At 45.1% G+C, this 23,764-nt stretch carries 23 protein-coding genes and 1 tRNA gene; 1 reads left to right on the top strand and 23 read right to left on the bottom strand.

The window, feature by feature from the left end; genetic code table 11:
- Positions 1–226: 226 nt before the first annotated feature.
- Positions 227–2,680 carry a stage II sporulation protein E gene (spoIIE, locus tag ACFSUO_RS10690; RefSeq protein ID WP_382393877.1) on the bottom strand — a complete coding sequence of 818 codons (2,454 nt, stop codon included), beginning with the start codon at positions 2,678–2,680 and terminating at the stop codon, positions 227–229.
- Positions 2,681–2,892: 212 nt separating this feature from the next.
- Between spoIIE and ACFSUO_RS10685 the strand changes: the two genes are divergently transcribed.
- A tRNA-Met gene (locus ACFSUO_RS10685) sits at positions 2,893–2,966 on the top strand.
- Positions 2,967–3,673: 707 nt separating this feature from the next.
- On the opposite strand, the gene ACFSUO_RS10680 is transcribed toward ACFSUO_RS10685, so the two are convergent.
- From ACFSUO_RS10680 to rnmV, 22 genes are all read right to left on the bottom strand, one after another.
- A complete protein-coding gene (locus ACFSUO_RS10680; protein ID WP_382393875.1) occupies positions 3,674–4,054 on the bottom strand; it encodes a S1 domain-containing RNA-binding protein in 381 nt (126 codons plus the stop codon).
- Between the two features lie 73 nt (positions 4,055–4,127).
- Positions 4,128–4,508, bottom strand: coding sequence for an FtsB family cell division protein (locus tag ACFSUO_RS10675; protein WP_382393873.1), 381 nt, complete (start codon positions 4,506–4,508; stop codon positions 4,128–4,130).
- 6 nt (positions 4,509–4,514) lie between these two features.
- Complete coding sequence (gene yabQ, locus ACFSUO_RS10670) at positions 4,515–5,114, bottom strand: spore cortex biosynthesis protein YabQ (protein WP_382393871.1); 600 nt, start codon at positions 5,112–5,114, stop codon at positions 4,515–4,517.
- Complete coding sequence (gene yabP, locus ACFSUO_RS10665; protein ID WP_382393869.1) at positions 5,111–5,410, bottom strand: sporulation protein YabP; 300 nt, start codon at positions 5,408–5,410, stop codon at positions 5,111–5,113. Before yabP ends, yabQ begins: the two co-directional genes overlap by 4 nt.
- A gap of 59 nt (positions 5,411–5,469) precedes the next feature.
- Positions 5,470–5,727: an RNA-binding S4 domain-containing protein gene (locus tag ACFSUO_RS10660; RefSeq protein WP_382393867.1), complete on the bottom strand. Its 258-nt coding sequence runs from the start codon at positions 5,725–5,727 to the stop codon at positions 5,470–5,472.
- Between the two features lie 5 nt (positions 5,728–5,732).
- On the bottom strand, positions 5,733–7,178 hold the full coding sequence (locus ACFSUO_RS10655) for a bifunctional methyltransferase/pyrophosphohydrolase YabN (RefSeq protein ID WP_382393865.1): 1,446 nt from the start codon (positions 7,176–7,178) through the stop codon (positions 5,733–5,735).
- Positions 7,178–8,758 carry a putative polysaccharide biosynthesis protein gene (locus ACFSUO_RS10650; protein WP_382393863.1) on the bottom strand — a complete coding sequence of 527 codons (1,581 nt, stop codon included), beginning with the start codon at positions 8,756–8,758 and terminating at the stop codon, positions 7,178–7,180. The genes ACFSUO_RS10655 and ACFSUO_RS10650 overlap by 1 nt, the downstream gene beginning before the upstream one ends.
- Before the next feature lie 255 nt (positions 8,759–9,013).
- Positions 9,014–9,550 carry a stage V sporulation protein T gene (spoVT, locus tag ACFSUO_RS10645; protein ID WP_382393861.1) on the bottom strand — a complete coding sequence of 179 codons (537 nt, stop codon included), beginning with the start codon at positions 9,548–9,550 and terminating at the stop codon, positions 9,014–9,016.
- A gap of 179 nt (positions 9,551–9,729) precedes the next feature.
- Entirely contained in the window at positions 9,730–13,275 is a 3,546-nt protein-coding gene (mfd, locus tag ACFSUO_RS10640; protein WP_382393859.1) for a transcription-repair coupling factor, read from the bottom strand.
- 144 nt (positions 13,276–13,419) lie between these two features.
- Complete coding sequence (locus ACFSUO_RS10635; RefSeq protein WP_382393857.1) at positions 13,420–13,650, bottom strand: anti-sigma-F factor Fin; 231 nt, start codon at positions 13,648–13,650, stop codon at positions 13,420–13,422.
- Positions 13,651–13,808: 158 nt separating this feature from the next.
- On the bottom strand, positions 13,809–14,369 hold the full coding sequence (gene pth / locus ACFSUO_RS10630; RefSeq protein WP_382393855.1) for an aminoacyl-tRNA hydrolase: 561 nt from the start codon (positions 14,367–14,369) through the stop codon (positions 13,809–13,811).
- 186 nt (positions 14,370–14,555) lie between these two features.
- Positions 14,556–15,185, bottom strand: a complete 630-nt coding sequence (locus ACFSUO_RS10625; protein ID WP_382393853.1) for a 50S ribosomal protein L25/general stress protein Ctc — start codon at positions 15,183–15,185, stop codon at positions 14,556–14,558.
- 133 nt (positions 15,186–15,318) lie between these two features.
- A complete protein-coding gene (locus ACFSUO_RS10620; protein ID WP_382393851.1) occupies positions 15,319–16,272 on the bottom strand; it encodes a ribose-phosphate diphosphokinase in 954 nt (317 codons plus the stop codon).
- A gap of 14 nt (positions 16,273–16,286) precedes the next feature.
- Positions 16,287–17,666, bottom strand: a complete 1,380-nt coding sequence (gene glmU / locus ACFSUO_RS10615; protein WP_382393849.1) for a bifunctional UDP-N-acetylglucosamine diphosphorylase/glucosamine-1-phosphate N-acetyltransferase GlmU — start codon at positions 17,664–17,666, stop codon at positions 16,287–16,289.
- A gap of 269 nt (positions 17,667–17,935) precedes the next feature.
- Positions 17,936–18,226, bottom strand: coding sequence for a septation regulator SpoVG (gene spoVG, locus ACFSUO_RS10610; RefSeq protein WP_382393847.1), 291 nt, complete (start codon positions 18,224–18,226; stop codon positions 17,936–17,938).
- Positions 18,227–18,357: 131 nt separating this feature from the next.
- Positions 18,358–19,176: a pur operon repressor gene (gene purR, locus ACFSUO_RS10605; RefSeq protein ID WP_382393846.1), complete on the bottom strand. Its 819-nt coding sequence runs from the start codon at positions 19,174–19,176 to the stop codon at positions 18,358–18,360.
- 71 nt (positions 19,177–19,247) lie between these two features.
- Positions 19,248–20,105: a 4-(cytidine 5'-diphospho)-2-C-methyl-D-erythritol kinase gene (gene ispE / locus ACFSUO_RS10600; protein WP_382393845.1), complete on the bottom strand. Its 858-nt coding sequence runs from the start codon at positions 20,103–20,105 to the stop codon at positions 19,248–19,250.
- Positions 20,106–20,413: 308 nt separating this feature from the next.
- Entirely contained in the window at positions 20,414–20,581 is a 168-nt protein-coding gene (locus tag ACFSUO_RS10595; protein WP_382393844.1) for a small, acid-soluble spore protein, alpha/beta type, read from the bottom strand.
- Positions 20,582–20,773: 192 nt separating this feature from the next.
- Entirely contained in the window at positions 20,774–21,049 is a 276-nt protein-coding gene (veg, locus tag ACFSUO_RS10590) for a biofilm formation stimulator Veg (RefSeq protein WP_382393843.1), read from the bottom strand.
- 246 nt (positions 21,050–21,295) lie between these two features.
- Positions 21,296–22,168 (bottom strand): sporulation peptidase YabG, encoded by an 873-nt coding sequence (yabG, locus tag ACFSUO_RS10585; protein WP_382393842.1) that lies wholly within the window; start codon positions 22,166–22,168, stop codon positions 21,296–21,298.
- Between the two features lie 149 nt (positions 22,169–22,317).
- Positions 22,318–23,199, bottom strand: a complete 882-nt coding sequence (rsmA, locus tag ACFSUO_RS10580) for a 16S rRNA (adenine(1518)-N(6)/adenine(1519)-N(6))-dimethyltransferase RsmA (RefSeq protein ID WP_382393841.1) — start codon at positions 23,197–23,199, stop codon at positions 22,318–22,320.
- A complete protein-coding gene (rnmV, locus tag ACFSUO_RS10575) occupies positions 23,171–23,758 on the bottom strand; it encodes a ribonuclease M5 (protein ID WP_382393840.1) in 588 nt (195 codons plus the stop codon). The genes rsmA and rnmV overlap by 29 nt, the downstream gene beginning before the upstream one ends.
- Positions 23,759–23,764: the final 6 nt, after the last annotated feature.

Below are 23,764 nucleotides of genomic sequence, written 5' to 3'. Positions count from 1 at the left end.
CGATAAAACCTGCAACGCGACAAGCACCCAAGTGTATTTCCGTAGCGGTAATTAGTGCGCATTCCATTTGTGAAAAACAATGAATCCTATTGTGAATTCATCTGCTATTTTCATTGCTGATTTCTATGCGATTAGCCATGACTTTTTCCTGTTTGCGCCTCAAAAGAGAACGTCTTAGGGAAGCCAATATTGTGGCAAACACTGGCCTGTCTTTTTTTATACATCGTCACTGTGCTTGTACATCAGAATAAATGGGGATGGACGCCCATTGCGGTGCATTTTTTTCTACCTTAGTAACGACAACTGTCATATCATCCTCAATAGCACCTGACCTAGTACGTACAACCTCTTCCAGTAATAAATCCGCAATCTCTTGTGCATCATCTGTTTTCAATTCCCGGATTTTCCGTTTCAGCCACACATCCGTATCTTCAATATGCTTTGGACCGTCCAGTATACCGTCACTCATCATGATCAAGATGTCTTCTGATTTCAGCTGCTCTCCGACAATGTCTACATCAAATTCCTGGATAATTCCCATTGGCAAGTTGCTAGACTCCACCTTAATAATCTCCTCGCCTCGTTTTATAAAACTTGGGGCTGAACCGATTTTCAAAAACCGTACAAATGCATTATGAAGGTTAACGACAGCCAGATCCAACGTAGCGTACATTTCATCACGGGTCCGGAGTGACAAAATGGAATTAATCGATTTGATGGCCACTTTTTCAGGAATGCCTGTCTGCAAAATTTGCTGGAGAAGCCGCAGCGTCTCTTCACTTTCTTCATTTGCCCGCTGGCCGTTACCCATTCCGTCGCTGATTGCAAGGGCGTGTTTTCCTTCTCCGAGTTCAATTGTCCGGTAACTGTCACCGGAAACGAGGCCGCCTCCTTTTGCCGCATTAGCAATGCCTGTCTCTACTACATATTCCTTGGCCGATCCGAACACCAATTGGCAATACCCATTTGGAAAGGGCGAAACCTCTTCTTTTTTGACAACAATCATCTCATTTAAAATATCTGACAGAACTGGAGCAATGAGCTTGGGTCCTTCACCATGGTAATCGTAAAACGACAGTGTCATTTCGATATCGATGTTGCCTTTTTCCAGCCCGTAAATATCCAGTTTCTCCACTTCGATACCCATGTTCTGCAATGCATTCATAATCTGCATTTCCTGTTTTTCGTGATGCTTCCGTTCTTTAAGAATTTCATTAGCAAAGTCGTCCATGACATCTGACACGCCCTGCAGCTGATCGGCGACAAACTGTTTACTTTCCAGTACCTGTTTTTTCAATTGCTTGTTTGCCTCGAAGAATGATGCTTCTTCCTTCATGGCATCAAGTACTTTCTTTGACTTTACACAATGGTTCTCAAAGCTATACATCGATTTGCGATCGGGCTCTTTTCCATCTGCAAGGTCATCTTTCAAATGTTCCATTAAGGTATATGTTTTGTCGAACTGCTGCTGCCAGCACCGTTCCTTCATGAAACAGGATTGACACGTCTTTTCCGTTACCTGGCTCAGGAAATAATCGGTATCCCGCCTGTCATCGATGTCATCCTCTTTGCTCTCTTCTGCTGCTGAGAAACTTTTCGACAGTGCCTCAAATACGTCAGAGAACTGTTCCACGCGCTTGGCTGTTACATTACGTACCTTCTGTAAGTATTGTTCCTGTTCGTTCGTATATTCCTCCGTCCCAGGAATGTAACGGGACAACTTTTTGATCAAGCTTGCCGGTGTCAATAGGAAAAGAATGATAGCCATCAGTGTTTCCATAAGCGAAGGGACAACTGCTGCCACATCCGCGTAAATAGCAACCAAAAACGTCCCGACCAAGAGACCAGCACTGACCCCCGGCTTTCCTCCCTCTTTCAGCAGTCCGCCAAGCAGCCCGGAAAAAGCGAGCAGACTCATCTGATAGAGATTCGCAACATTGGCCAGTGACAGAATGAGCCCTGCCACGACACCAACAGTAGATCCGATTGCTGCCCCACCAACAAAGGAAAGCAATAAGACAAAGTACCGGGAAAAAATCTGTTCAATCGAAGCATTATACACTTCCCAGCCGATGGTTCCGGTCAGTATTGATGCGATGAGGATAATCATGCAGACAATTTCCTCATTTTTTAATGCAGGTTTATAACGTTGTGGTGATAAAAGCGGAATGCTTTGCATAAAGATTAATACTAGGACAGCACCCAATACTCCCTCCACTAATAGCAGCATCCATTCATAAGATGACAGCTGATCACGGATGGAGTAAATAAATATTCTTGGTGCCGCTGTCGAAATGAACACAATAAGCGGCATTAGAACTTGCTGTTTTTGCGTTTGCTTCACAAGTCCTGCCATGAAAAGGAACACAATCGTGGCCAATGCAATGAAAGCACCATGGACAAGCGAATAGCTTAATGCACCACACAAAGCAAATAACATAACCTTTGCCGCCTTTTCCCGTTGAATAAACCAAATAGTTGCCAAAAAGGCAATGGCAAAGGGAGAAACAACAGACAATATAATGGCTCGTCCAAGTAAAAAACCGACAATATAGAACAGCCAGCCTTTTTCGAACAGCATTGTCTTCAGTGCAGATGTTATTTTTATGCGGAACTTGTCCAGGAGACGATCATGCATATCACGTGCAGCAGGTTTGAGCTCTGGAACAGAATTTATCATATTCAACCACTCCCTCTTGCAACCCATTAAAACACAGGATGCTAACTTTTTTTGTCAAAACAAGAGGAAGGAATTAAAAAATCGTTCGACTTCTTTCAAGCTGGACAAGCGATATTCTACATGACATTCCGTATTCTGTTTATTTATGTCAATGAGAAATACCCATTGACACATTGGACATGCTGTTATAATATATCATTTGTGACTAATTCGGCGGCGTAGCTCAGCTGGCGAGAGCGTACGGTTCATACCCGTAAGGTCGGGGGTTCGAACCCCTCCGCCGCCATACAGATAAAATGGGTGCCATGCCCAGAAGGAGAAGAATCGGTGAAGACACCGGTTCTTTTTTTTGGTTGTTTTCTAAATGACTGTTGCTTTTTGCCGCAGTTGGAATATAATGCGACATAACTTTGTATGAGTGTTAAACCGCCGCTGCGGAAATACACTTGGGTGCTCGTCGTGTTGCAAGTTTTTCGTTGAAGCAGCACTCCTCGCAACTCGCAGATTACTCGGTGGATGTTTCGCTCGTCGCTTTCCGTGGGCGGCTGATGAGCCTCCTCATGCTCGTCGCGTTAAAAGCCAATTCGGTGATGCGTACGCTCCTCGCAGGTCGCAGATTACTCGTGGAATCCTTGCTTTGTGCTTGCGCATTGCGGGGTCTCATCTAGGCCTCTGCCCCCACAGGAGTCTCCGTGTATTTCCTCCGCTGGTTTGAAGATATTCCGCTTCTAATCATTGTTAGTGCTATTATAATGGTTGATTAAAGCGGAGGGTAGTCGACTCCTGGGCGAACAGCACGTGTCTGAAGACCCCGCAGCACTTGTACCCGGAGCGGTATGCTGTGTCGCAGTTTAAGGAATTTGTTCAGTAGCGTTTCATTCTTTAAGGTGACCGGCTAAAAAAGCAGGCATCCCACTAAAAGGGATGCCTGCTTTTTATATATGGTGAATTCCGGATCAAATTTTGCATCAATTGATCATAGACAGCAAACTGCTATCCTCTTTTCGCACCACGACCTCCCCGCTTGGATTCCGTGTGCTTCTTCAAAGAGGCTAAACGTTCATCCGAATCTTTGAGAAACTTGTTCATTTTAGATTCAAAGGACTCCGTACGCTGACGGGGCCGCTGGCGTGGCGGTTTATCCTTTGCTTTCTTGATGGATAGGCCAATCTTCCCATCCTTTTCGACATTGATGACTTTTACTGTCACACTGTCGCCAACACTTAGGTGTTCATTAATATCTTTCACATAATTGTCAGCAACCTCACTAATATGGACCAGACCTGTTTTTCCTTTCTCAATTTCGACAAAGGCCCCAAAATTAGTGATACCGGTCACCTTTCCCTGCAGCTTGCTGCCTACTTCGATTGACATAAAAAAAGTGCTCCTCCTTAGAATTTTGAAAAGTGTACTTCTACTATATTATAGCCATTCATGTAAAAGTGTGTCAATAAGAGGGGTCTTTATCGGGAATTTTAAAAATCAATTCGCCTTCTTTGGAGAAGAAATAGTTCGTGCGGGCAATCTCCAGCACATATTCCTCATTATTCAACAAACTGATCTCTTCCTTCAGATTCTGTTCTCTTTCCTCAAGATTGGCAAGCCTGTCCTCCAGCTGCTCATGTTGTTCCTTTTTCTCCGCCTGCAATGCGCGCTGGTTCAAATGGTATGCAGTAAGGCTGCCGACAATCAGCATGACAAGCACAGAAAAAAATACAAGCCGGCGCACTAGTCGCTTTTTCTTTCGCTTTTGTCTGGCTATGTAGGCATCGTACTGCTCCATGTAATTGGAATCCAGGCGTGTAACTGTTTTCTTATCTGCCGACACGAATCACTACCTCCTCTTTGACAGCAATTGCTTTATCCTTTTCCTGCATATATTCTCTATTTTACTATAAAATCCTGCAATTTTGTGTAATTTCTTTTGAACTGTTTGAGGAAGCATGCGATATACCAGCCGGCACAGCCAGAAAAGCGGAACAGCGATTATTTTAACAAGCCACCGCAAAATTGTTGCCAGCGTACTCAAGATAAACACAGCAATGACCGTAATAAGCTGGAAAAGCCATTTCACCGGTATGATGACGAGCACTTGAACCGTCCGCTTGCAGAATCGGTAAGCAGCCGCCACCATCCGGATGATGTGTTCCAAGAATGCTTTGTATGGCCTGGCCGCTAATCCCTGGTACATGGAAAATCCGAGCAGGCAGGCCAAAAACACATAAAAGCGCAGTTCTCCACTGTTTACCCGGAATAATACATAATATAACAGCATCGTCTGGGTCAGCCAAAAAACGATTTCCATGAAGTATTTCATGAATGGGCTGCTTTTCCAATGGATCGACAGGCGCCTGTATGTGTCCAGTATCATCCCAAGATAGAATCCGCCTGCAGTCATGGAAATCATCGTTAAGAACTGTACACTCAAAGTCATTTGAATAGCTTGCTAAAGAATCCTTTAGCTTTCTCCTGATGATGGTCATCAACATAGGAAAGCTCATATACTTTGCCTTTGATGGTAACCAGACCGTCACCAACATCCAGGTTCTGCATCTGCAGATTTTGTCCACGAATGATCAGATAGCCCATAACTGTTTCCAGCAGAAACTCTTCATTATCAAAACTGTCAACCTCTTTGACCCCAGTTATCTCCAAATTCTTCCGGTTGTTCATCTTGACGGAATGATCCTGCTCCGTGCGATTGACGGTATCATTTTGATAATAATTCATACACTTTCCCCTCCTTGTCATTACTACTCTATGAAAGGAGGGACAAGTATAGAACTGACTCAGTCCACTTTTTCTTCACTGATCACACGATATAACGAATCCGCCTCATCCTTATGAGCTGCATCCTTCAGTGATGTCACTTCAAGCGTTACAACCTTCTGGCCGAAACGGATGGTCATCTCATCCCCAACCGAGACGATAGATGAGGCTTTTGCCTTATTCCCGTTAATTGTGATGCGTCCTTGTCCGGCAACTTCTTTTGCCAGGGTTCGGCGCTTAATAAGCCTTGATACCTTTAAAAATTTATCGAGCCGCAATGCAATCACTCTCCCCTCTTGGCTTGATTCCAATAATAATCCATTTCCGCAAGTGATGTTGTTTGTATATCTTTTCCGTTATCCTTCAGCTGCTGTTCAACATAAGAAAATCGCCGAACGAATTTCTGATTGGTCTGATGCAGAGCGAGCTCCGGGTTTACTTTATAATACCGTGCCAGGTTGGCCAGTACAAATAAAACATCGCCAAGTTCCTCTTCGATATGCCGCTGATTGCTGACAGCCTCCTGCAATTCCTGCCATTCTTCTTGAAACTTGGTAAGAACATCCTTTACATCATCCCAGCCAAAACCAACTTTCGCTGCTTTATACTGCAGCTTAGAGGCCTTTGCCAGCCCAGGAAGACCAGCAGGAACACCGTCAAGTACGGATGTCCGCTGATGCCCCTTTTCTTCCTGCTTTAACGCATCCCATGTCTGATAAACGTCATCAACCGTCCGGGCCTCATGGTCAGCAAAAATATGCGGATGCCGGTGAATCATTTTTTCCGTAATTGAACGGATGACATCATCAATGGTAAAAAAGCCATTGTCCGCACCGATCTGGCTGTGCAGCATGACCTGAAGCAATAAATCGCCCAATTCCTCGACAATACCATCATCGTCCTGTTCATCAATCGCTTCGATTAACTCATATACCTCTTCAATTGCATATTGCCTGAGTGTTTCATGTGTCTGTGCACGATCCCACGGACAACCATCAGGCGCGCGCAATGCAGCAATCACCTCGCGCAGACGGGGAAACGTATGCTGCAGCATGCTGTCCGCCACAGGGGGAATATAAACCGATATCAAATTATGTACCTTATCAAAAGCACGGTCAAGTTCTTCCAGCCGAACCTGTGTCAACCGTTCCTGCTCACTTCCAGCCGCCTCTACAATACTGACTGGATAATCCGGGGGTAAATCCTCCAGCAGTTCAAGCTTCACATTGGATGCTGTGATCCGGTCATACACCTGAGAAATAATGATATGCTGCCGGTAATTTAGTGTGTTTCTATTAAAAGCTGTTCCTTCAGTGAACTGGAACCCGTCAACCGGATCTATTTTTAATACTGTAAATAGAGCATCGAGGTAACTGTGCCCACCTGTGATTTCAACCGGTATTTCTTCCTGATCAAGTAATCGGCTGACAGTCTCTTCAGCCAGCATCGGATGACCCGGAACAGCGTATATAACGGAACGAGTCCTAGCCTCATCCAGAAGTCTGTCCACGATAGACTCATAAACCGCAGCAAATTCATCCGATGCTTCATATAAGTCATCAAACGGTGTAAACACAACTCCTTCTTTTTGCAATTCCTTTACTGCCGGGTGGTCCATCGTCCGTACGAACACGTCTTCTTCCGCACGTATTAATTTCCGATAAATGCCGAGGGGCAATTGATCCAGATCACCCGCTCCCAGTCCAACAACTTTGATTGTCCTGTCCATTACGAATCCCTCTCTTTATGTAGTCGTATCCACAATCCCGCTAACGGAAGCATGGATAAATCTGTTTTACGGAAAGCTCCCTGACGCAGAAGCAGTAGCAGGTAAACAGCTCCCCCAGTAACCGATATGAAAAGAACATACAACAACAGTCCGGCTCTGGAAATAATCGGCTCCATCAGCCAGTCCATCCCTGCTAAAAATGCAACCATCCCGGTTATCGCCAACAGCAATGCACGCCAATTCACCTGTTTTCCAAGTGCAAGCTGTGGCATCTTCTGTTTCAGGGTTATTAACATCAAAGCAGCAAGAAATGCCGAACCAATGACTGTTGCGAGAGCACTTCCAGTGATTCCTAAACGCGGTACGAGCATTACGTTACCCAGGACTTTTATGACAAACGCAGCCGCAACAAAAAACGCAGTCTGCTTTACATAACCAAGTCCTTGAAGAATCGACGCCGCTGTGATGCCGATAGAACTGAGAAGGATGGCCATCACAAGAATTCGCAGACTGCCTGTACCATCATCATTTTGGAAGAGAAGCCTGTTCGCCTCCGGAAAAATAACCATCAATCCCACAGTTGCACCTGCAGCAAGATAAAAACTGACCGCCAGCGCACGCTGAACTGGCAGATGGAGTGCTTTTGAATCTTTGGCTGTTATTTCCCCTGACACAGCTGGGAGCAGTGTTAGGGCAAACGATGACCCAAGCACAGTTCCAAGCTGAATTAGTGGCTGTCCGCGGTCAAATACCCCTTTTGCCGCCATGGCTTCCAATTTGGTCCATCCATCCGCAGTCAATCCTGGCACAAGGGTGAATGTATCAGCCAGTTGCATCAGAATGAGAACCGAGTGATTCATTGCAGCCGCAATTCCGACAGTCAAGAGCACGCCTGTATAATAACGCCAGGGAGTCCGTGCTTCACGTGCTGCCGGCGACCTGTTCCGAACAAAAAACATGGTAAGAATGATAATAGCAGCCAGCATACCAGCCATGGATGCAATCACAGCCGCCTGTCCAATCGCATAATAAGAAACGGTACTTACTGAAATCCATACCGCCGCACCAATGATGAGAAAGACGCGAATAAACTGCTCAGCTATTTGTGAAAAGGCTGTCGGCTTCATTTGTCCGGTTCCTTGCAGTACCCCGCGCAGCAAAGCGGTAAACGGTACAAGCAAAAAGATGAAAGCAGCCAATCTGTAAACTCCTGTTAAATGCACATCCCCCACTAGTTTCGCCAATTCACCCGCCTGAGAAAACAGCAGCAGGAATACACCAGCCATCATGATAAACAGCAGTATAAACACCGGAGCATAAAAATGACGGAAAGAAACACCTCTTCCACGCGCCAGCAGTTCAGCCGTTATTTGGGAGATAGCGGAAGGAAAACCGTATAACGATAGTATGGTTACAATTCCCAAAAAAGGGTATACTTGCTGATAAATATAGAAGCCTACATCACCCGTCAGGTTCTGCAGCGGTATCCGGTAACCTGCACTGAGCACTTTTCCAGCCAGCCCGGCCAACGTCAGGAGCAAAGCCCCTTTCATTACGTCCGTGTTATCATGTTCCTTCATTCAAAACGCCTTTCTCCAAAAACTTATCCGCAAGCCATTTTGCAGCTGTAGTACCAGCGTCCGGCCAACGATTCAAACACATTACCGATACAGTATAGCTATTTTATTATAGCATAGACGAGCATTGACAATGGAAGCGAATCGTCCGAAGAATCATCGCTAAAACGAAAAAAGTGCCCTATTTTCTCGTAAAATAAAGACACTTTTTCCATACAAGATACAATTGTTATTGATGGCATTTCATTTTCACTGCCACTATTCCATTTGTCTGGCCAGAAAGCTGGAGGCCGTTTGAACCGCCTTTTGTTCAGCATCCCCGATTTTATTCCCGTCGTTGGAAAACAGCATGACACATCCAATCGGATCACCATTGGCAATAATTGGGCTAATGCAATATGAATCAACTTGCTCATCTTGCCCTTGAATAAACTCGACCGAAGCTTGTTCTGTTTCATAGGACATTGTACGGTTTTCCATCGTGCTTTCCGGCTGCGAACCAATGCTTTTATTTAAGTAGTCTTTTCTGGATTCACCTGCAACAGCAATAATCTCATCCCGATCACAGATCAGTACTGGGTATTGGAGTGAATCAAACAATGCTTCTGCATATTCTTTCGCAAATGTCCCTAATTCACTGATTGGTGAATATTTCTTTAAAATAACCTCACCTTCACGGTCAACAAATATTTCTAATGGGTCTCCTTCGCGAATGCGCAATGTTCGTCTGATTTCTTTTGGGATGACAACTCTTCCTAAGTCATCAATGCGTCGTACAATTCCTGTTGCTTTCATTTGTAGGAAGCCCTCGCTTTCTGTGGTGATTGTTCCTGGTGTATGTATGTTTTCAGACGTTTCCTCTATGAGAAAAAAACACCAGTTGTGGGTTTAGTATGAAACAATCAGTGATATCTATACATCCACAGAAAACTTCTAGGCAGAAAATGGAATATGCCAGCCTTGAAGCAATTTAATTAATTAGCCGATACCATTCCGTCCCGGTCGACAGTGGCTAGTTCCCGGATAAACTGTTCAGCTTGTTCGTATCGCTTATGCTTTGTGTCACGAGTCCATGTCAGCATAATCTTTAATTTACTTCCTTCAGTCCCAAGCTGTACATTCCTGCCAAACTGATTGGCCTTTTCAAACAGCTTAGATCCATCAATCCTCTGACTGCGCTGCTCCTCAATCAATAATTCCAGTTTACCGGACTTCTCTGTGATCGATTCAACACGCTGCTGTTTCGCGTTGTATTTTAATGATGTGACGGTAAATAAGTTCGCCACTTCCTCCGGATAATCACCAAACCGATCCATTAATTCATCCCGCAAATCCGATATGTCCTCCGTGGAGGCAATAGACTGGAATTGTTTGTACATATCGACTTTTTGTTTTTCATCCGCAATATAGGCATCCGGTATATAGGCATCCAGCATAAGGGACAATTCAGGCTCAAATGCTTCTACTTCGTCTAGCGCCTTTCCTGCTTTGCGTACCTCAATCGCATCCTTGAGCATTTGTGAATACATGTCAAACCCGACTGAATCAATAAATCCATGCTGCTGGGCACCTAACAGGTTCCCCGCACCGCGGATGGATAAGTCACGCATGGCAATCTTAAAGCCAGATCCCAGTTCAGTAAATTCTTTGATAGCCTCGAGACGCTTTTCCGCCACTTCACTGAGCACCTTATCCCGGTGATACGTAAAGTACGCGTACGCAACGCGGTTGGAACGGCCGACACGTCCACGCAACTGGTACAACTGGCTGAGGCCCATTCGGTCGGACTCATTGACAATCAGCGTGTTTACATTTGGTATATCTACACCTGTCTCAATAATGGTTGTACTAACGAGAACATCGTATTCTCCGGCCAGAAAGGCAAAAATAATATTCTCTAATTCCATTTCATTCATCTGACCATGGGCAACTGCAATCCGCGCATCATCAACCAGCATGCCAAGATCACGTGCAACCTTGTCGATATTATCCACCCGGTTATGGAGGAAAAACACCTGACCGCCACGTGCCATCTCACGTTCAACCGCTTCTCTAATGAAGATGGGATTATATTCCATAACATACGTCTGAATGGGGAAACGGTTCTCAGGCGGTGTTTCAATGACCGACAAGTCACGGACACCGAGCATAGACATGTGCAACGTTCTTGGAATTGGCGTTGCTGTCAGAGTAAGGACATCGACATTGGATTTAAGCTGTTTAATCTTTTCCTTATGCTTGACACCGAATCGCTGCTCTTCATCGACGACGAGCAGTCCCAGATCACGATAAACGACATCTTTGGACAGCAGACGGTGCGTTCCGATTACGATATCCACCTGCCCTTTACGGAGTCCTTCCGTTGTCTCCTGCTGCTGTTTCCTCGTCCGGAATCTGCTTAACATGCCGATATTGACCGGATAGTCCTGGAATCGTTCCTGAATCGTTTCCATATGCTGTTGTGCCAAAATCGTTGTCGGTACAAGAATGGCCACTTGCTTTCCATCTGCAATCGCTTTGAATGCAGCACGAATCGCCACTTCCGTCTTCCCGTATCCAACATCTCCGCAAAGCAGCCGATCCATCGGGCGTTCCCGTTCCATATCATGCTTGATTTCAGCAATACAACGCAACTGATCCTCAGTCTCCTGATAGGGAAAAGCTGCCTCGAATTCATGCTGCAGATCCGTGTCTTCACTAAACGCATTCCCTTTTCTCGCCTCACGCTCCGCGTACAATTTGATAAGGTCATCCGCAATATCCTCAACATTGGACTGCACTTTTCGTTTTACTTTCGTCCATTCACTTCCACCAAGTTTATACAGCTTTGGCTCTTTGCCCTCGGATGCAACAAATTTCTGAACCAAATCTATCTGATCAATCGGTACGTAAAGCTTATCATCACCTGAATACCTGAGCAGCATAAAATCCTTGTGCAAATCATTCACCTTAAGCGTCTCAATGCCAAGGTATTTACCGATGCCATGGTGGGCATGAACGACATAGTCACCTGCTTTTAACTCCTGATAATTTTTAATGCGCTCCGCATTTGACAGCTTCTGTTTCTTTTTACGTGGACGCTTTGTTTTCTTTTTAAACAGTTCATTTTCTGTAATGAGCACGAGTTTATGCATCGGAAATTCAATACCATTGCTGATATTCCCGACCGTTATCACTGGGCGTTTAACAGGCAGTTCCAGCTCACGCACAACATCCGCCTCTATTGCATAATCCATGAAAATGGACTGAATCTTTTCGGCACGCTCTTCATCCGGTGCAAAAACAACTACTGAAAACTCACCTTTTTCCCACCGCTGCAGTTCATTTTTAAATAAGTGCATCTGTCCATGGAATTCCTGCATGGCCCGCGCCGACAAGTTAACAATGTTTTGTGGATGCGTATTGGGAATATGGCGCAAAAAAACAGACATATAGAGCCGCTGCTGATGCTGCATGCTAGCCCTCACTCTATTCCAGTCATAGGAAAATGTGCTGTCTCTGACCATTGCATTCGTTTCCAGTAAGCTGCTGTACCACTCCGCTTCTTCTGTATCCAAATTAGCTGCAGTTTCTTCAATCCGGCTCATTTCATCCATAATGATTAGCCCATCAGAAGGAAGGTAGTCTAGCAAACTAGCCGGATTATCATAAAGAAAACCAATATACTTGTATAGTTCCTGAAAATGTTCCAGGTTCTTCAGCCTGTCAATATCCGGCTCAATAGTCTCTGCCAGTTTTTCTTTCGCTTCTGTCGATGTCAGCTTTTGCAGCGAGGAGGCCAGTGCTTCTTCCAGACGATTGGCAGCGGCCAGTCTGTCCTCATTTGTCAGAAGCATTTCGGTTGCAGGCCCCGCCGTGATCGATGACAGCTTTTCCAATGATCGCTGTGTTTCCGGATCAAACTGGCGGATGGAATCTATCTCATCATCAAACAATTCAATCCGGACCGGCATTTCTTCTGCTACTGGATAAATATCTATAATACCGCCGCGGACACTGAATTCACCCGGCGTCCCGACCATGGACACCCGCTCATATCCCATATCAACCAGTGATGACAGATAAGCATCCAAATCAATAGCCTCTCCGGAAGAGAACGGAAGCTGGTAGGCCGCCCAGTAATCTGTCGGGGGGAGAATCCGCTTCAGTGCTGCCACCGGTGCAATTAGAATTCCGGACTTCTTCTGTGACCATTCACTTAATGACTCAATCCGCTGCCCTCGCAATTCAGGGCTGGCTATGGCAATTTCTGATGCAATCAATTCGTTGACAGGATACAAATGAACATGATCATCCCCAGCCAACTCTGTCAGATCATCATACAACTGCTGTGCCTGCACAAGCTGGTTCGTCACAAGCAAAACTGGCCTGTGCAGCGATTCGTTGATGACCGATACAAATAAGCTCCTCGCCGAACCTGACAGGCCGGCAACCAGCTGTTCTTTCATACCATCTGAAATGCCACTAATAACAGATGCTACATCTTCTTTTGATTGTAAAAATGCATGAATACCCTTCATTATTCCCCACCTGCTCACGTGCAAAAATGCTCTGATTGCAGACGGGGCACCTTAAAGGCAGCATGCCGTTCTCCTTCTCAAAACGGCACCCGGACTATGGGGCTTCCCGCTACCAAGCAATCAAAGCTTCTTACAGCATGTATGTTATTGTATAAAATGATCCAATTCATGATACTGCGGATTTTTCCCCAGTGACTCTTCACAGCTTTCGCAAATAGACTTAATTTGTATATCGCCATTTTCCTGATAATTAACCATATCCTGTCTATCTTCCACGGATAACTGATCCAGTCCCAGCATGGACGCATCAACCATCTGCTGATCCAATTGTCCAATCTTATGCCCGCAATGCCTGCATTGATAGATAATCGGCATAACCATACCTCCTCGAATAAACATAGGGTATCCTAAAGTTTATCCGAAAAGCGTATGATTATACTATATGAGGTTGTTCAAAAAGTCCGAAATAACACTTCGGTAGACCTTAGCCGGCTGGTCCTTTTTATCCTCCTTTTTGAACACTATATGCAGTTTTAACGGTTAAATTCATTCATTACTTCAGGAAAGGACTTTTCCATCCAAGCCTCACAAGCTTCCGCTGCTGTTTTGACGCTCCGTTCCGCATCATGCTTTTCTTCCTTAGTAAACGGCCGCAAGACATAGTCAACGACTGGCATGGCATTCTGTGGTCTTCCAATCCCAATCCGTAAGCGCTTAAATTCTTTTGTGCCCAGATGATCGATGGTCGAACGAATACCATTATGGCCGCCATGGCCGCCTTTTTCGCGCAAACGGACTTTTCCTGTGGGCAGATCAAGGTCATCATAAATAACCAATACATCCTCCGCACGAATATTATAGAAATCAGTCAGTGGCCGGATAGACTCACCAGAAAGATTCATGAATGTCTGCGGCTTCAGCAGGATTATCTTTTCGCCATTAACCGTCTCCACAGCTGACTGGCCGCTGAATTTATCCTTTTTTACTTTCCAGCCATTTCGCCTTAGCAGTTCATCAATCACCATGAATCCGACGTTATGCCGGGTTCCGTCATATTTTTTGCCAGGGTTTCCCAATCCTGCGATACATTTCATTTCGTTTCTTCCTTTGCTGATTAGTATTCCTTTTTTATTACCGGCTAGAACGATTAGAAAAACCTAGGTCTAGTCTTGTTATATCGCTAGTGCCGTCTGACGTTATAAAGCAAAACCCCCCTATCCCGGTAGGAGGGTTTCATATGCCTCTAGGTCTATTCCACTAGAGAACTTGCTTTTATAGCCTTATTCCTCGTCCTTACCGTCGGCACCGACCAGTTCCGGTTCAGCATCTTCGTCGGATGCCTCGTCCGTTTCACTGACAGTATCTGGCGGTACAACTGTAGCGATGGTCGTGTCTTCCGTGTCAAGGAATTCATATTCTGCTGCTTCCGGCAAATCGGCAACCGTAATGGTATCACCAATTTCCAGCTTCGTTACATCAACAGTAATCGCTTCCGGAATGTCAGCAGGCTTCGAGCGCACTTGCAGCTGATATAAAGGTTGCTGCAGTACACCGCCATCTTTCGCGCCCTGCGCCTCGCCTTCAAGGTGCAGCGGTACTTCAACATCCATTTCCTCTGCCATATTAACCATGTAAAAATCAGCATGCAGCAATTCATCTCTGAGCGGATCCTTCTGATAGTCATACAGCATGACATTGACCGGCTGCTCTCCTTCAATATCAAGTGACATAATCGCATTTATGCCCTCGTCCCGGACAGTTTTGACTAATTCGATGCTGTTGACCGATATCGTCTTTGACTCTTTATCCTTCCCATAAACAACCGATGGGACATAGCCACTTTCTCTTATTTGTTTCGTTACCGATTTGTTAAGGTCTTCCCTTTTTTCTGCTTTTAATGTTACTGCCATTTTCATCACCCTCCATTAGTTGAGAACCTACTTGTACTCAAGTTTATTGATACGGTAAATATTTCAGTAACAAAGGTTGCACTAACACTCTCTATTAAAACACATTTTAAACCACTATACAAAAATACAGCTGCTAATCAAACAGGATGCTGACCGATTTCAATTCATGTACACGGGTAATTGCTTCGCCTATTAGCGGGGCAACAGATAATTCGTTGACTTTTTCACTCCGCTTCTCATCCGGGAGCGGAATGGAATTGGTCACAACCAATTCTTTGATTTTCGAGTCATTTATCCGTTCCATTGCCGGACCTGACAGTACCGGATGTGTGCAGCATGCATATACATCTTTAGCCCCGTTCTCAATCAGTGCATTTGCAGCCATTGTAATGGTCCCTGCTGTATCAATGATGTCATCAATAAGTATGGCCGTTTTACCTTCAATGTTACCGACAATATTCATTACTTCTGCAACATTCGGACGCGGCCTGCGTTTGTCAATAATTCCGATTGGTGCTTTAAGACGATCAGCCATCTTTCTGGCTCGTGTCACACCGCCATGGTCCGGAGAAACAATAACTACATCATCAAAGTTTTTCGCCTCAAAGTAATCTGACAAAATCGGTACACCCTGTAAATGATCGATTGGAACATCAAAGAATCCTTGAATCTGCGGCGCGTGCAGGTCAAGGGTAATCACACGGTCGGCACCGGATGATTCGAGTAGATTGGCGACGAGTTTAGAGGTAATCGGCTCTCTGGACCTTGCCTTGCGATCCTGTCTGGCATAACCATAGTATGGCATCACGAGATTAATGGACCTCGCTGACGCACGTTTTAGCGCATCAATCATAATCAAGAGCTCCATCAGATGCTGATTGACCGGTGATGAGGTGGACTGAACAACGTACACATCACAGCCACGCACACTTTCCTCAATATTAATTTGAATTTCACCGTCACTGAATGTTTTGACCGTACACTTGCCCAATTCTGTTCCAATATGATTAGCGATGTCCTCAGCCAGTTCCGGATTGGAATTTAACGAAAACACTTTCAAAAATGGATCTTTATAGCCAGACGCCATGGAAAAACCCTCCATTAATCTTTTTTTTGATTTTTGATTCTTGATGCATATCCTTCTTTATTCGTCTGTCTTGCACGGGCAATTGACAATGAATCCCCGGGCACATCATTTGTGATTGTCGATCCTGCGGCGACATAAGAGCCTTCCCCTACCGTCACCGGAGCAATCAGATTGGAGTTACAGCCGATGAATGAATCGTCCTCAATGGTTGTTAAATACTTATTGTTTCCATCATAGTTAACTGTAATCGTTCCGCAGCCAACATTGACATTACTGCCAACTTCAGCATCCCCGATATAGCTCAAGTGGGACACTTTGCTATTATCTCCCAGGGACGATTTTTTCACTTCCACAAAGTTGCCGATCCTTGCTTCACTGCCAACCGAAGTCTCCGGCCGGATATGAGCATACGGCCCAACCTGTACCCGGTCGCCAATTCGGCTGTCTTTAGCGACACTATGCCGAATGACAGTAGATTGTCCAACAGAACAATTGTCAATTTCTGTATACGGCCCTATTTCGGCGTCCGTTTTAATGGTTGTCTTGCCTGTAATAATGGAACCGGGGTGAATCAGGACATCTGAATCAATGACAGCTTCCAGCCCAATGTATGTGTTATCCGGATCAATAAGTGTTACACCATTTTGCATATGGTTTTCATTAATGCGCCGTTGCATCACTTTCTCGGCGCGGGCCAATGCTTTCCTGTCATTGATCCCCATAGTTTCTTCAAAGTCGAGCGTCTGAAAAGCACTCACTTTTTCACCGCGGCTTTGCAGAATTTCGATGACATCCGGCAAGTAATACTCACCTTGTGCATTGTCATTCGATATGTGCTGCAGTGCCTCAAACAGTGTTCTGTTATCAAAACAGTATGTTCCTGTATTGATCTCGTCTACTAGACGTTCACTATCCGATGCATCCTTCTGTTCGACAATCCGCTCTACTTCTTTTTGTTCATTACGAATAACCCTGCCGTAACCTGCAGGGTTGAGAGCCTTAGCTGTTAAAATTGTCGCCTTGGCACCTTCCTGTTCATGATGCTCGAAAAGCGTCTGGTACGTTTCACTTGTAATCAATGGAGTGTCTCCACATACGACAATCGTCGTTCCGTCCTTATCTTTCAGCAAATCTTCCGCCTGCAATACGGCATGACCTGTTCCCAGCTGTTCTTCCTGCAGAACCAGCCGGCTTTCATTACCGATGTACTCGGCCACTTTATCAGCACCATGGCCTACAATCGTTACCATTTCATCGGGGCTCACTGCACTCAATTGGCCTGTCACATGCTGCACCATCGGACGCCCGGCAACCGGATGAAGCACTTTATACAGCTTGGACTTCATTCTGGTCCCCTGTCCTGCAGCAAGGATTACTGCATATCGTTTCGCCATGAAGAATCCTCCATTCTGAATATCCATTATGAATATATCTTAAAAAAAGACGAATTTCAATTCATAAGCATAACAGGACACAGGGGAGAATAAGGACATTTAAAATTTTCACTTAACGCTAAAGCGGTTCTTAGAAAAGCGTTCTTAGCTTTCTTAGAACCCCTTAAGATTTGGAGTGCGATTAGCTTTTGTTCACTTGTGAGAAAGTATCTTATACCAAAAAAAGAAGGCTAACCTGCCCGCAGATTAGACTTCTTGTTGATTGCAGTTTAGGAAGCACCAGCTTCTTCGTAATTTTCTTCTGTTTCTCCGACAAGATGATATTCTTCCAGGACGGCCTCCTGAATCTTGCCACGAGTACTGGAATTAATTGGGTGCGCAATGTCCCTAAATTCCCCATCCGGTGTGCGCTTGGAAGGCATTGCCACAAACAGGCCATTGTTTCCATCGATAACACGAATATCATGAACGACAAACTCCTCATCCATCGTGATTGATGCAATTGCCCGCATCCTTCCATCTGTGTTTACGCGGCGTAATCTGACGTCAGTAACTTCCATGATGTTTCACCACCTTTTACTTTTGTACTTACTATACATAATTCAACAAAACTATAAGAAATCCTGCCTATTTTTTAAAAAATTTTAGAATTTGGATATAAAAAAATCTTTCCCTTTTCGGAAAAGACCTTTTACCACTCCGATACAATATTCCCGGGAGCAACTGTTATGCGCTGATACTTCCCATCCACATCCGTAATCTTCACAAGTGATTTATAGTGATCAACCACCCGTTCATCTTCTTCATCATCCGCCTCAGCAAGCACACCGACTGCACTGACGTTGGCTTTGAACTCATTCAACAGACTGATTATGCCGTTGATCGTTCCGCCAGCTTTCATGAAGTCGTCAACTATACAGACATTGGCATTCTCCTGCAGACTCCGTTTCGGCAGCACCATTGTCTGAATTTTTCTAGACGAACCTGATACATAATTAATACTTACGGAGGACCCTTCCGTTACCCGCGGGTCCCTTCTAACAATGACAACTGGAACATTTAAAACAGAAGCCACCGCATAGGCAAGCGGAATTCCCTTTGTAGCAACGGTCACAACGACATCAATATCCGCACCTGCAAAAGCTGATGCCAACACCCGCCCGACCTTACCGACCATTTTCGGATCACCTAAAATGTCACTCATGTATAAATAACCGCCGGGGAGAATGCGTTCAGGATCTTCCAGCATATCGCACAGTTCCCTAATAAAGGTCATGCTGTTCTCCTGTGAAAATTCTGGTATGAATCGAACTCCGCCAGATGCACCAGGCAATGTCTGCAAATGACCAATTCCTTCGCCCCGCATAACACGGTCCACAATGTCCAAGTCCTCACTGATCGAGGATTTTGCTGCACCATACCACTCACTAAAAACTGGGAGTGCTGTATGTTCCCTTGGGCTTTCCATAAAATAGTTCATCAACGAAACTAGACGTTCACTTCTTTTCATATAACCACCTCTAATAATACCCGAATATTATAAGATAAATATACCATTATTATACGTGTTCAGACAAATTTTTAGCGCTGATCAAGCAGCCGTACAATAAATACCTCATCACAAAAACCGCGCAGTCCATTGTACACCCGCTTTGCCTTGCTGTATTGCCTGACGAAACCAGCTACTGTCGGACCACTTCCGCTCATGACTGCACCCGGGACGCCATTGGCAAGCATTTTTTCCTTTATCCGGCTCACCTCCGGATGCATCGAAAAAGTTACACGCTCCAGCGCATTACCAGCACTGGCACAGAGCCTTTGGAAGTTTTTCTCCCGCAAGGACTGAATAACCTCTTCTGTTCGCGGATGCTCCAGTTCATCCATGTTTACCCTGGGGAAAATATGCCTCGTGGATATTCCAATATCCGGCTTGGCCAGCACGACATAGCAGCCAGGCGGTGAGGGCAATAAACGAATCTTTTCCCCATGCCCTGTTCCAATGGCAGTCGTGCCGTAAATACAAAAGGGCACATCAGAGCCAAGGCCTGTCCCCAGTTCAGCCAGCTCAGCCTGTGAAGCACCGACAGACCACATTTCATTAAGGCCGCGCAAAACAGCAGCCGCATCACTGCTGCCACCTCCAAGTCCCGCTGCTACCGGTATGTTCTTTTTAATGTCTATCCGGACCCCCCGCGTCAATTGATAGTGATGCTTAAAAGCCGCCGCAGCCTTATAAGCAAGGTTCCGTTCGTCATCAGGGACATACCGGCTGTCCGCCGATACCTCAATTACATCACGGTGAAGTTCCTGGAGCTCAACGTGATCAGCTAAATCAACACTTGTCATGATCATCTCCACTTCGTGAAATCCATCCTCACGCTTTCCCAGAACATCAAGGGACAAGTTGATTTTAGCCGGAGCCCGTTCAAATAAACCCATCGCCGTCACCCACTTTAATTAGAAACAGTCTTTTCGTAAAAACCCACGTACTTTATGAAAAACTATAACAGATTGTATCACATTCCAAAAGAAGCTTCGACTCAAAACGAAATTTAAGCGGCGGTGCTTCACCATAATTCCTAAAAAGTGCATTAAAAAGGCAAACCCATTCAGGGTTTGCCTTTTTGGCAGTTAAGAAAGTATGAACCCTTTCTTTCTGCATAAGTCAACTAGGGCTTTCGCCATTAAGGCTTGTACTCCATAAAAGCACAAATCAAATCCCTGCAGCGATAAGCCAAGTTTTTAAATTATTTCATCTGTTGCTCGGCCTTTTCAATTGCTCGTTTCACCATATTCCCGGCATCCTTCGCACGAATGCCGCCCCAGCCTTCCTGCTGCACTGTGTCGTAAAATCCTAACTCTTTAGCAATTTCTTCTTTCAGTTGGTCCGACATCGCTCCGCCTCGCCTAGCCAACAAAGAACATCCCCTTTCCTGAAAGAGTGGTTACGACACCTATAGTATATGAAAAGATCGAAAAACAAATTCCCGTTAAATTAATGAAAAGCAGGAAAAAGTTATGTCCGGCATATGTATTCTTTGCAGTACATCTTTTTTCGTCTAAAAGGAAAAACTGCAAATAAGGAAAAAGCAAGCAGCAAACGGTGTTTACTGCTCGGCAATCAATGCTCCTTCATTCATTGCTCCCTCATTCTGAAAGCTTAATTCCACTGTCTCTGTCAATACGTCCGCATAGCTGTAAGAAACACGTTCGAATGCATTTTCATCCTGGTCCAGTTCAACAATAAAAACAGAAGGATATGTTTCTGCCAACACACCATAGCGTTCAATCGTTTTCCTTCTGCCGCCATTGGCTTTTAACCGCAGCCGCCTGCCGACCTGGCCTTCAAGACCTTGCTTAATTTCGATTAATGTTTTTGCCACTATACTCCACCTCACTCCCATTCATATTAGCATATGCTTGTTTAAAAGTCAAATAAAACTTTTAATTATACCAGCATAGCTTTTCGAATGTCAATAAACAAAAACACTTTTCACGTTTTATTATTACAAAAAGTTAACAATTTATGTATGCGTTTTCAAATTTTGTGCATAAAAGGGGTTCTAAACCCGAAAATGGACAGGAACAAGGAAGCAATCGTTCCTGTCTATGGAGTAGTGGCAATTTCGTCAGCTATCTTCCTCGTCATCAGGTATATAAGGAACTCCTGTCCGCAGCAGCCCTCTTGTTTCAATGCCACCCATCCCCTTTTCACCGGTCATGGTGTTCCGGAGTGCATCCCAGACACCGACTTTTTCCATGAACGGGGTATAGGCAATCTTTGCAGCAATATACACTGGATCCAACGCATGAATATTAATGCGCAAAGGAGAACTGGCAAAATTCGCCCCTGCCCTAATAAGCGATTCAAAATGAGATTGACAGGCGCCTGCAAATATGACAAGTTCATCCAGATTCGGGTTTATCTCCCGGATAGCCCTGACGGTTTCTGCAAAATATTTGGAGTTCCGGTATGCACGAATGTCTTTCTTCATGCCTTTATTACGGGAATAAGCATCATGACCAGTAATTACAACAATATTGGGCTGAATTTTCTCCACAAGTGAGCCAATTTCATGCGGCATGTCTTTTTCATGGATATGAACCCCATGAACCTGGAGACCAATCCGACTGTACAATTCAATGCACTTACGGAGGTACATACGGTCACCATCTATATGCAGCACTTTCGTCGGCAGCTGAAAAAAACTCTCCGTATACTGGTACCCATTTGTTGTCTGGTATTCACGCTTTTCCTTCATCAGCTGGTAATCTTGCCGGAACAAGCGATAGGAAAACTCCTCTTGCTCCTTCCTTTGCTTCTTCCGCTGTTCCAAATCTCTTTTCCCGACGTGTTCCAAATCATCCAATGAGGCATCTGCGACAAGACGAAAGTCCTCGCCATGCAACAGAGCACTATTACCGGATATGGATGCAATGCGGAACAGCAAATCATGCTTATGCGATTTTCGTGTTACCATCTCTCCTGCTGAAAAACTCATAAAGCCACCTCACAGCCTCTGATTGGATGAATCTCCCTATCTGTAGACTATGAAGGATGGACCTTTTCTGTGCCGTTGACGTTAGAAAAAAAACGGTTGCTCCAAAGCAAAAAAAGCGATTGCATATAGCAGGCAATCGCTTTTGATAATCAGTTTCTAAATTTACGGTAGAATGCATTAGCAAGTCCGGCAAATTCCTCCATTGTCAGGGATTCGCCACGCCTTACAGGATCTATACCGGTTTCATCGAGTACCGCCGTGATTATGTCCCTGTCAGCCCATTCACTGAAATGACGCCGCAAATTATTACGCAATGTTTTCCGGCGCTGTGCAAAACATGCCTGTACGAGTGCGAAAAAATAATCCTCATCATCAACCTCTACCGGTGGTTCCGTTTTTTTGGTCAGTTTCAGTACGCTTGAGTCCACATTCGGAGGCGGCATGAATACACTTCTTGGGACACTCATGACTACTTCCGCGTCCGTGTAATACTGAACCGCAATAGTCAATGAACCGTACTGTTTGCTATTCGGCTGTGCAGCCATACGCTGTGCAACCTCTTTCTGGATCATGACCGTAAAACTGGAGACCGGCAGCTCTTCACGCAGCAACTTCATTAGAATTGGAGTTGTAATGTAATAAGGGAGATTGGCAACGACATGAATAGACTGATTCGCATCAAAACACACATTCATCATTGCTTTCACATCAGCTTCAAGAATATCCTGATGAACCACCTGTACATTACCGCAGTTGTGCAAGGTATCATCCAGAATGGGGAGCAGGCGACTGTCAACCTCGTACGCCACCACTTTGTCGGCTGCGTTGGCAAGCTGTTCTGTCAACGCGCCAATGCCGGGTCCAACTTCAATTACTCCGGATGTTTCGCTGATGCCTGCTTCCCGTATGATATTCTGAAGGATATTGACATCAATGATAAAGTTCTGTCCCAAACTTTTTTTAAACGAAAATCCGTACTTATGGAGTATATCAGTTGTTCGCTTAGGTGTTGCTATTGGTTTTCCGTTCATCGTCTTCCTCCTGCAATACCTGGTTCATCGCCTGATTAAATTGGCCTTTGGAAATACGAAACATGGACAGACGCTTCAGCAGTTGCTTGCCGTTCGTGTGGCCAATTTGCAGCAGTTCACCAAGACGTTCCCGCCGGGCTCCTGCCTCCGCGCTTCCAATCAGTCCTGCTGCAATCAAGTCTTCCCTATTAATCTGCGCCGGTTCATCTCCGGCCAGTGTATACACATTACGCAAAGCTTGCCGGAGCGCTTCCGGTGAGGCATGTTCTATCCCCAGACTGTTATCATGGTCATTTTTCGCGCGGGCATCATCCCGCTGCAAAAATGCATGTTTGCAGCCTGGAACAGCATGGTCAATAATATGGCGTATCCGGCTGCCCGGATGGTCCGGATCAGTAAAAATAATGACTCCTCGTTTAGCTTGTGCATGCCTTATCTGTTTTATGACTGCATCATTAACAGCCGACCCGTTCGTTTCAATGGTATCTGCATCGACGGCCTGCTTTAGTTTCGCTGTGTCGTCGCGCCCTTCTACAACGATGACTTCTCTAATTTTCACATGTAT

Source organism: Lentibacillus juripiscarius (assembly GCF_042685205.1).
In the GTDB taxonomy this organism is placed as follows: Bacteria; Bacillota; Bacilli; order Bacillales; family Amphibacillaceae; genus Lentibacillus; species Lentibacillus juripiscarius.
Note: the sequence above shows the minus strand (reverse complement) of the source record. Positions and strands in the feature narration are given on the sequence as shown.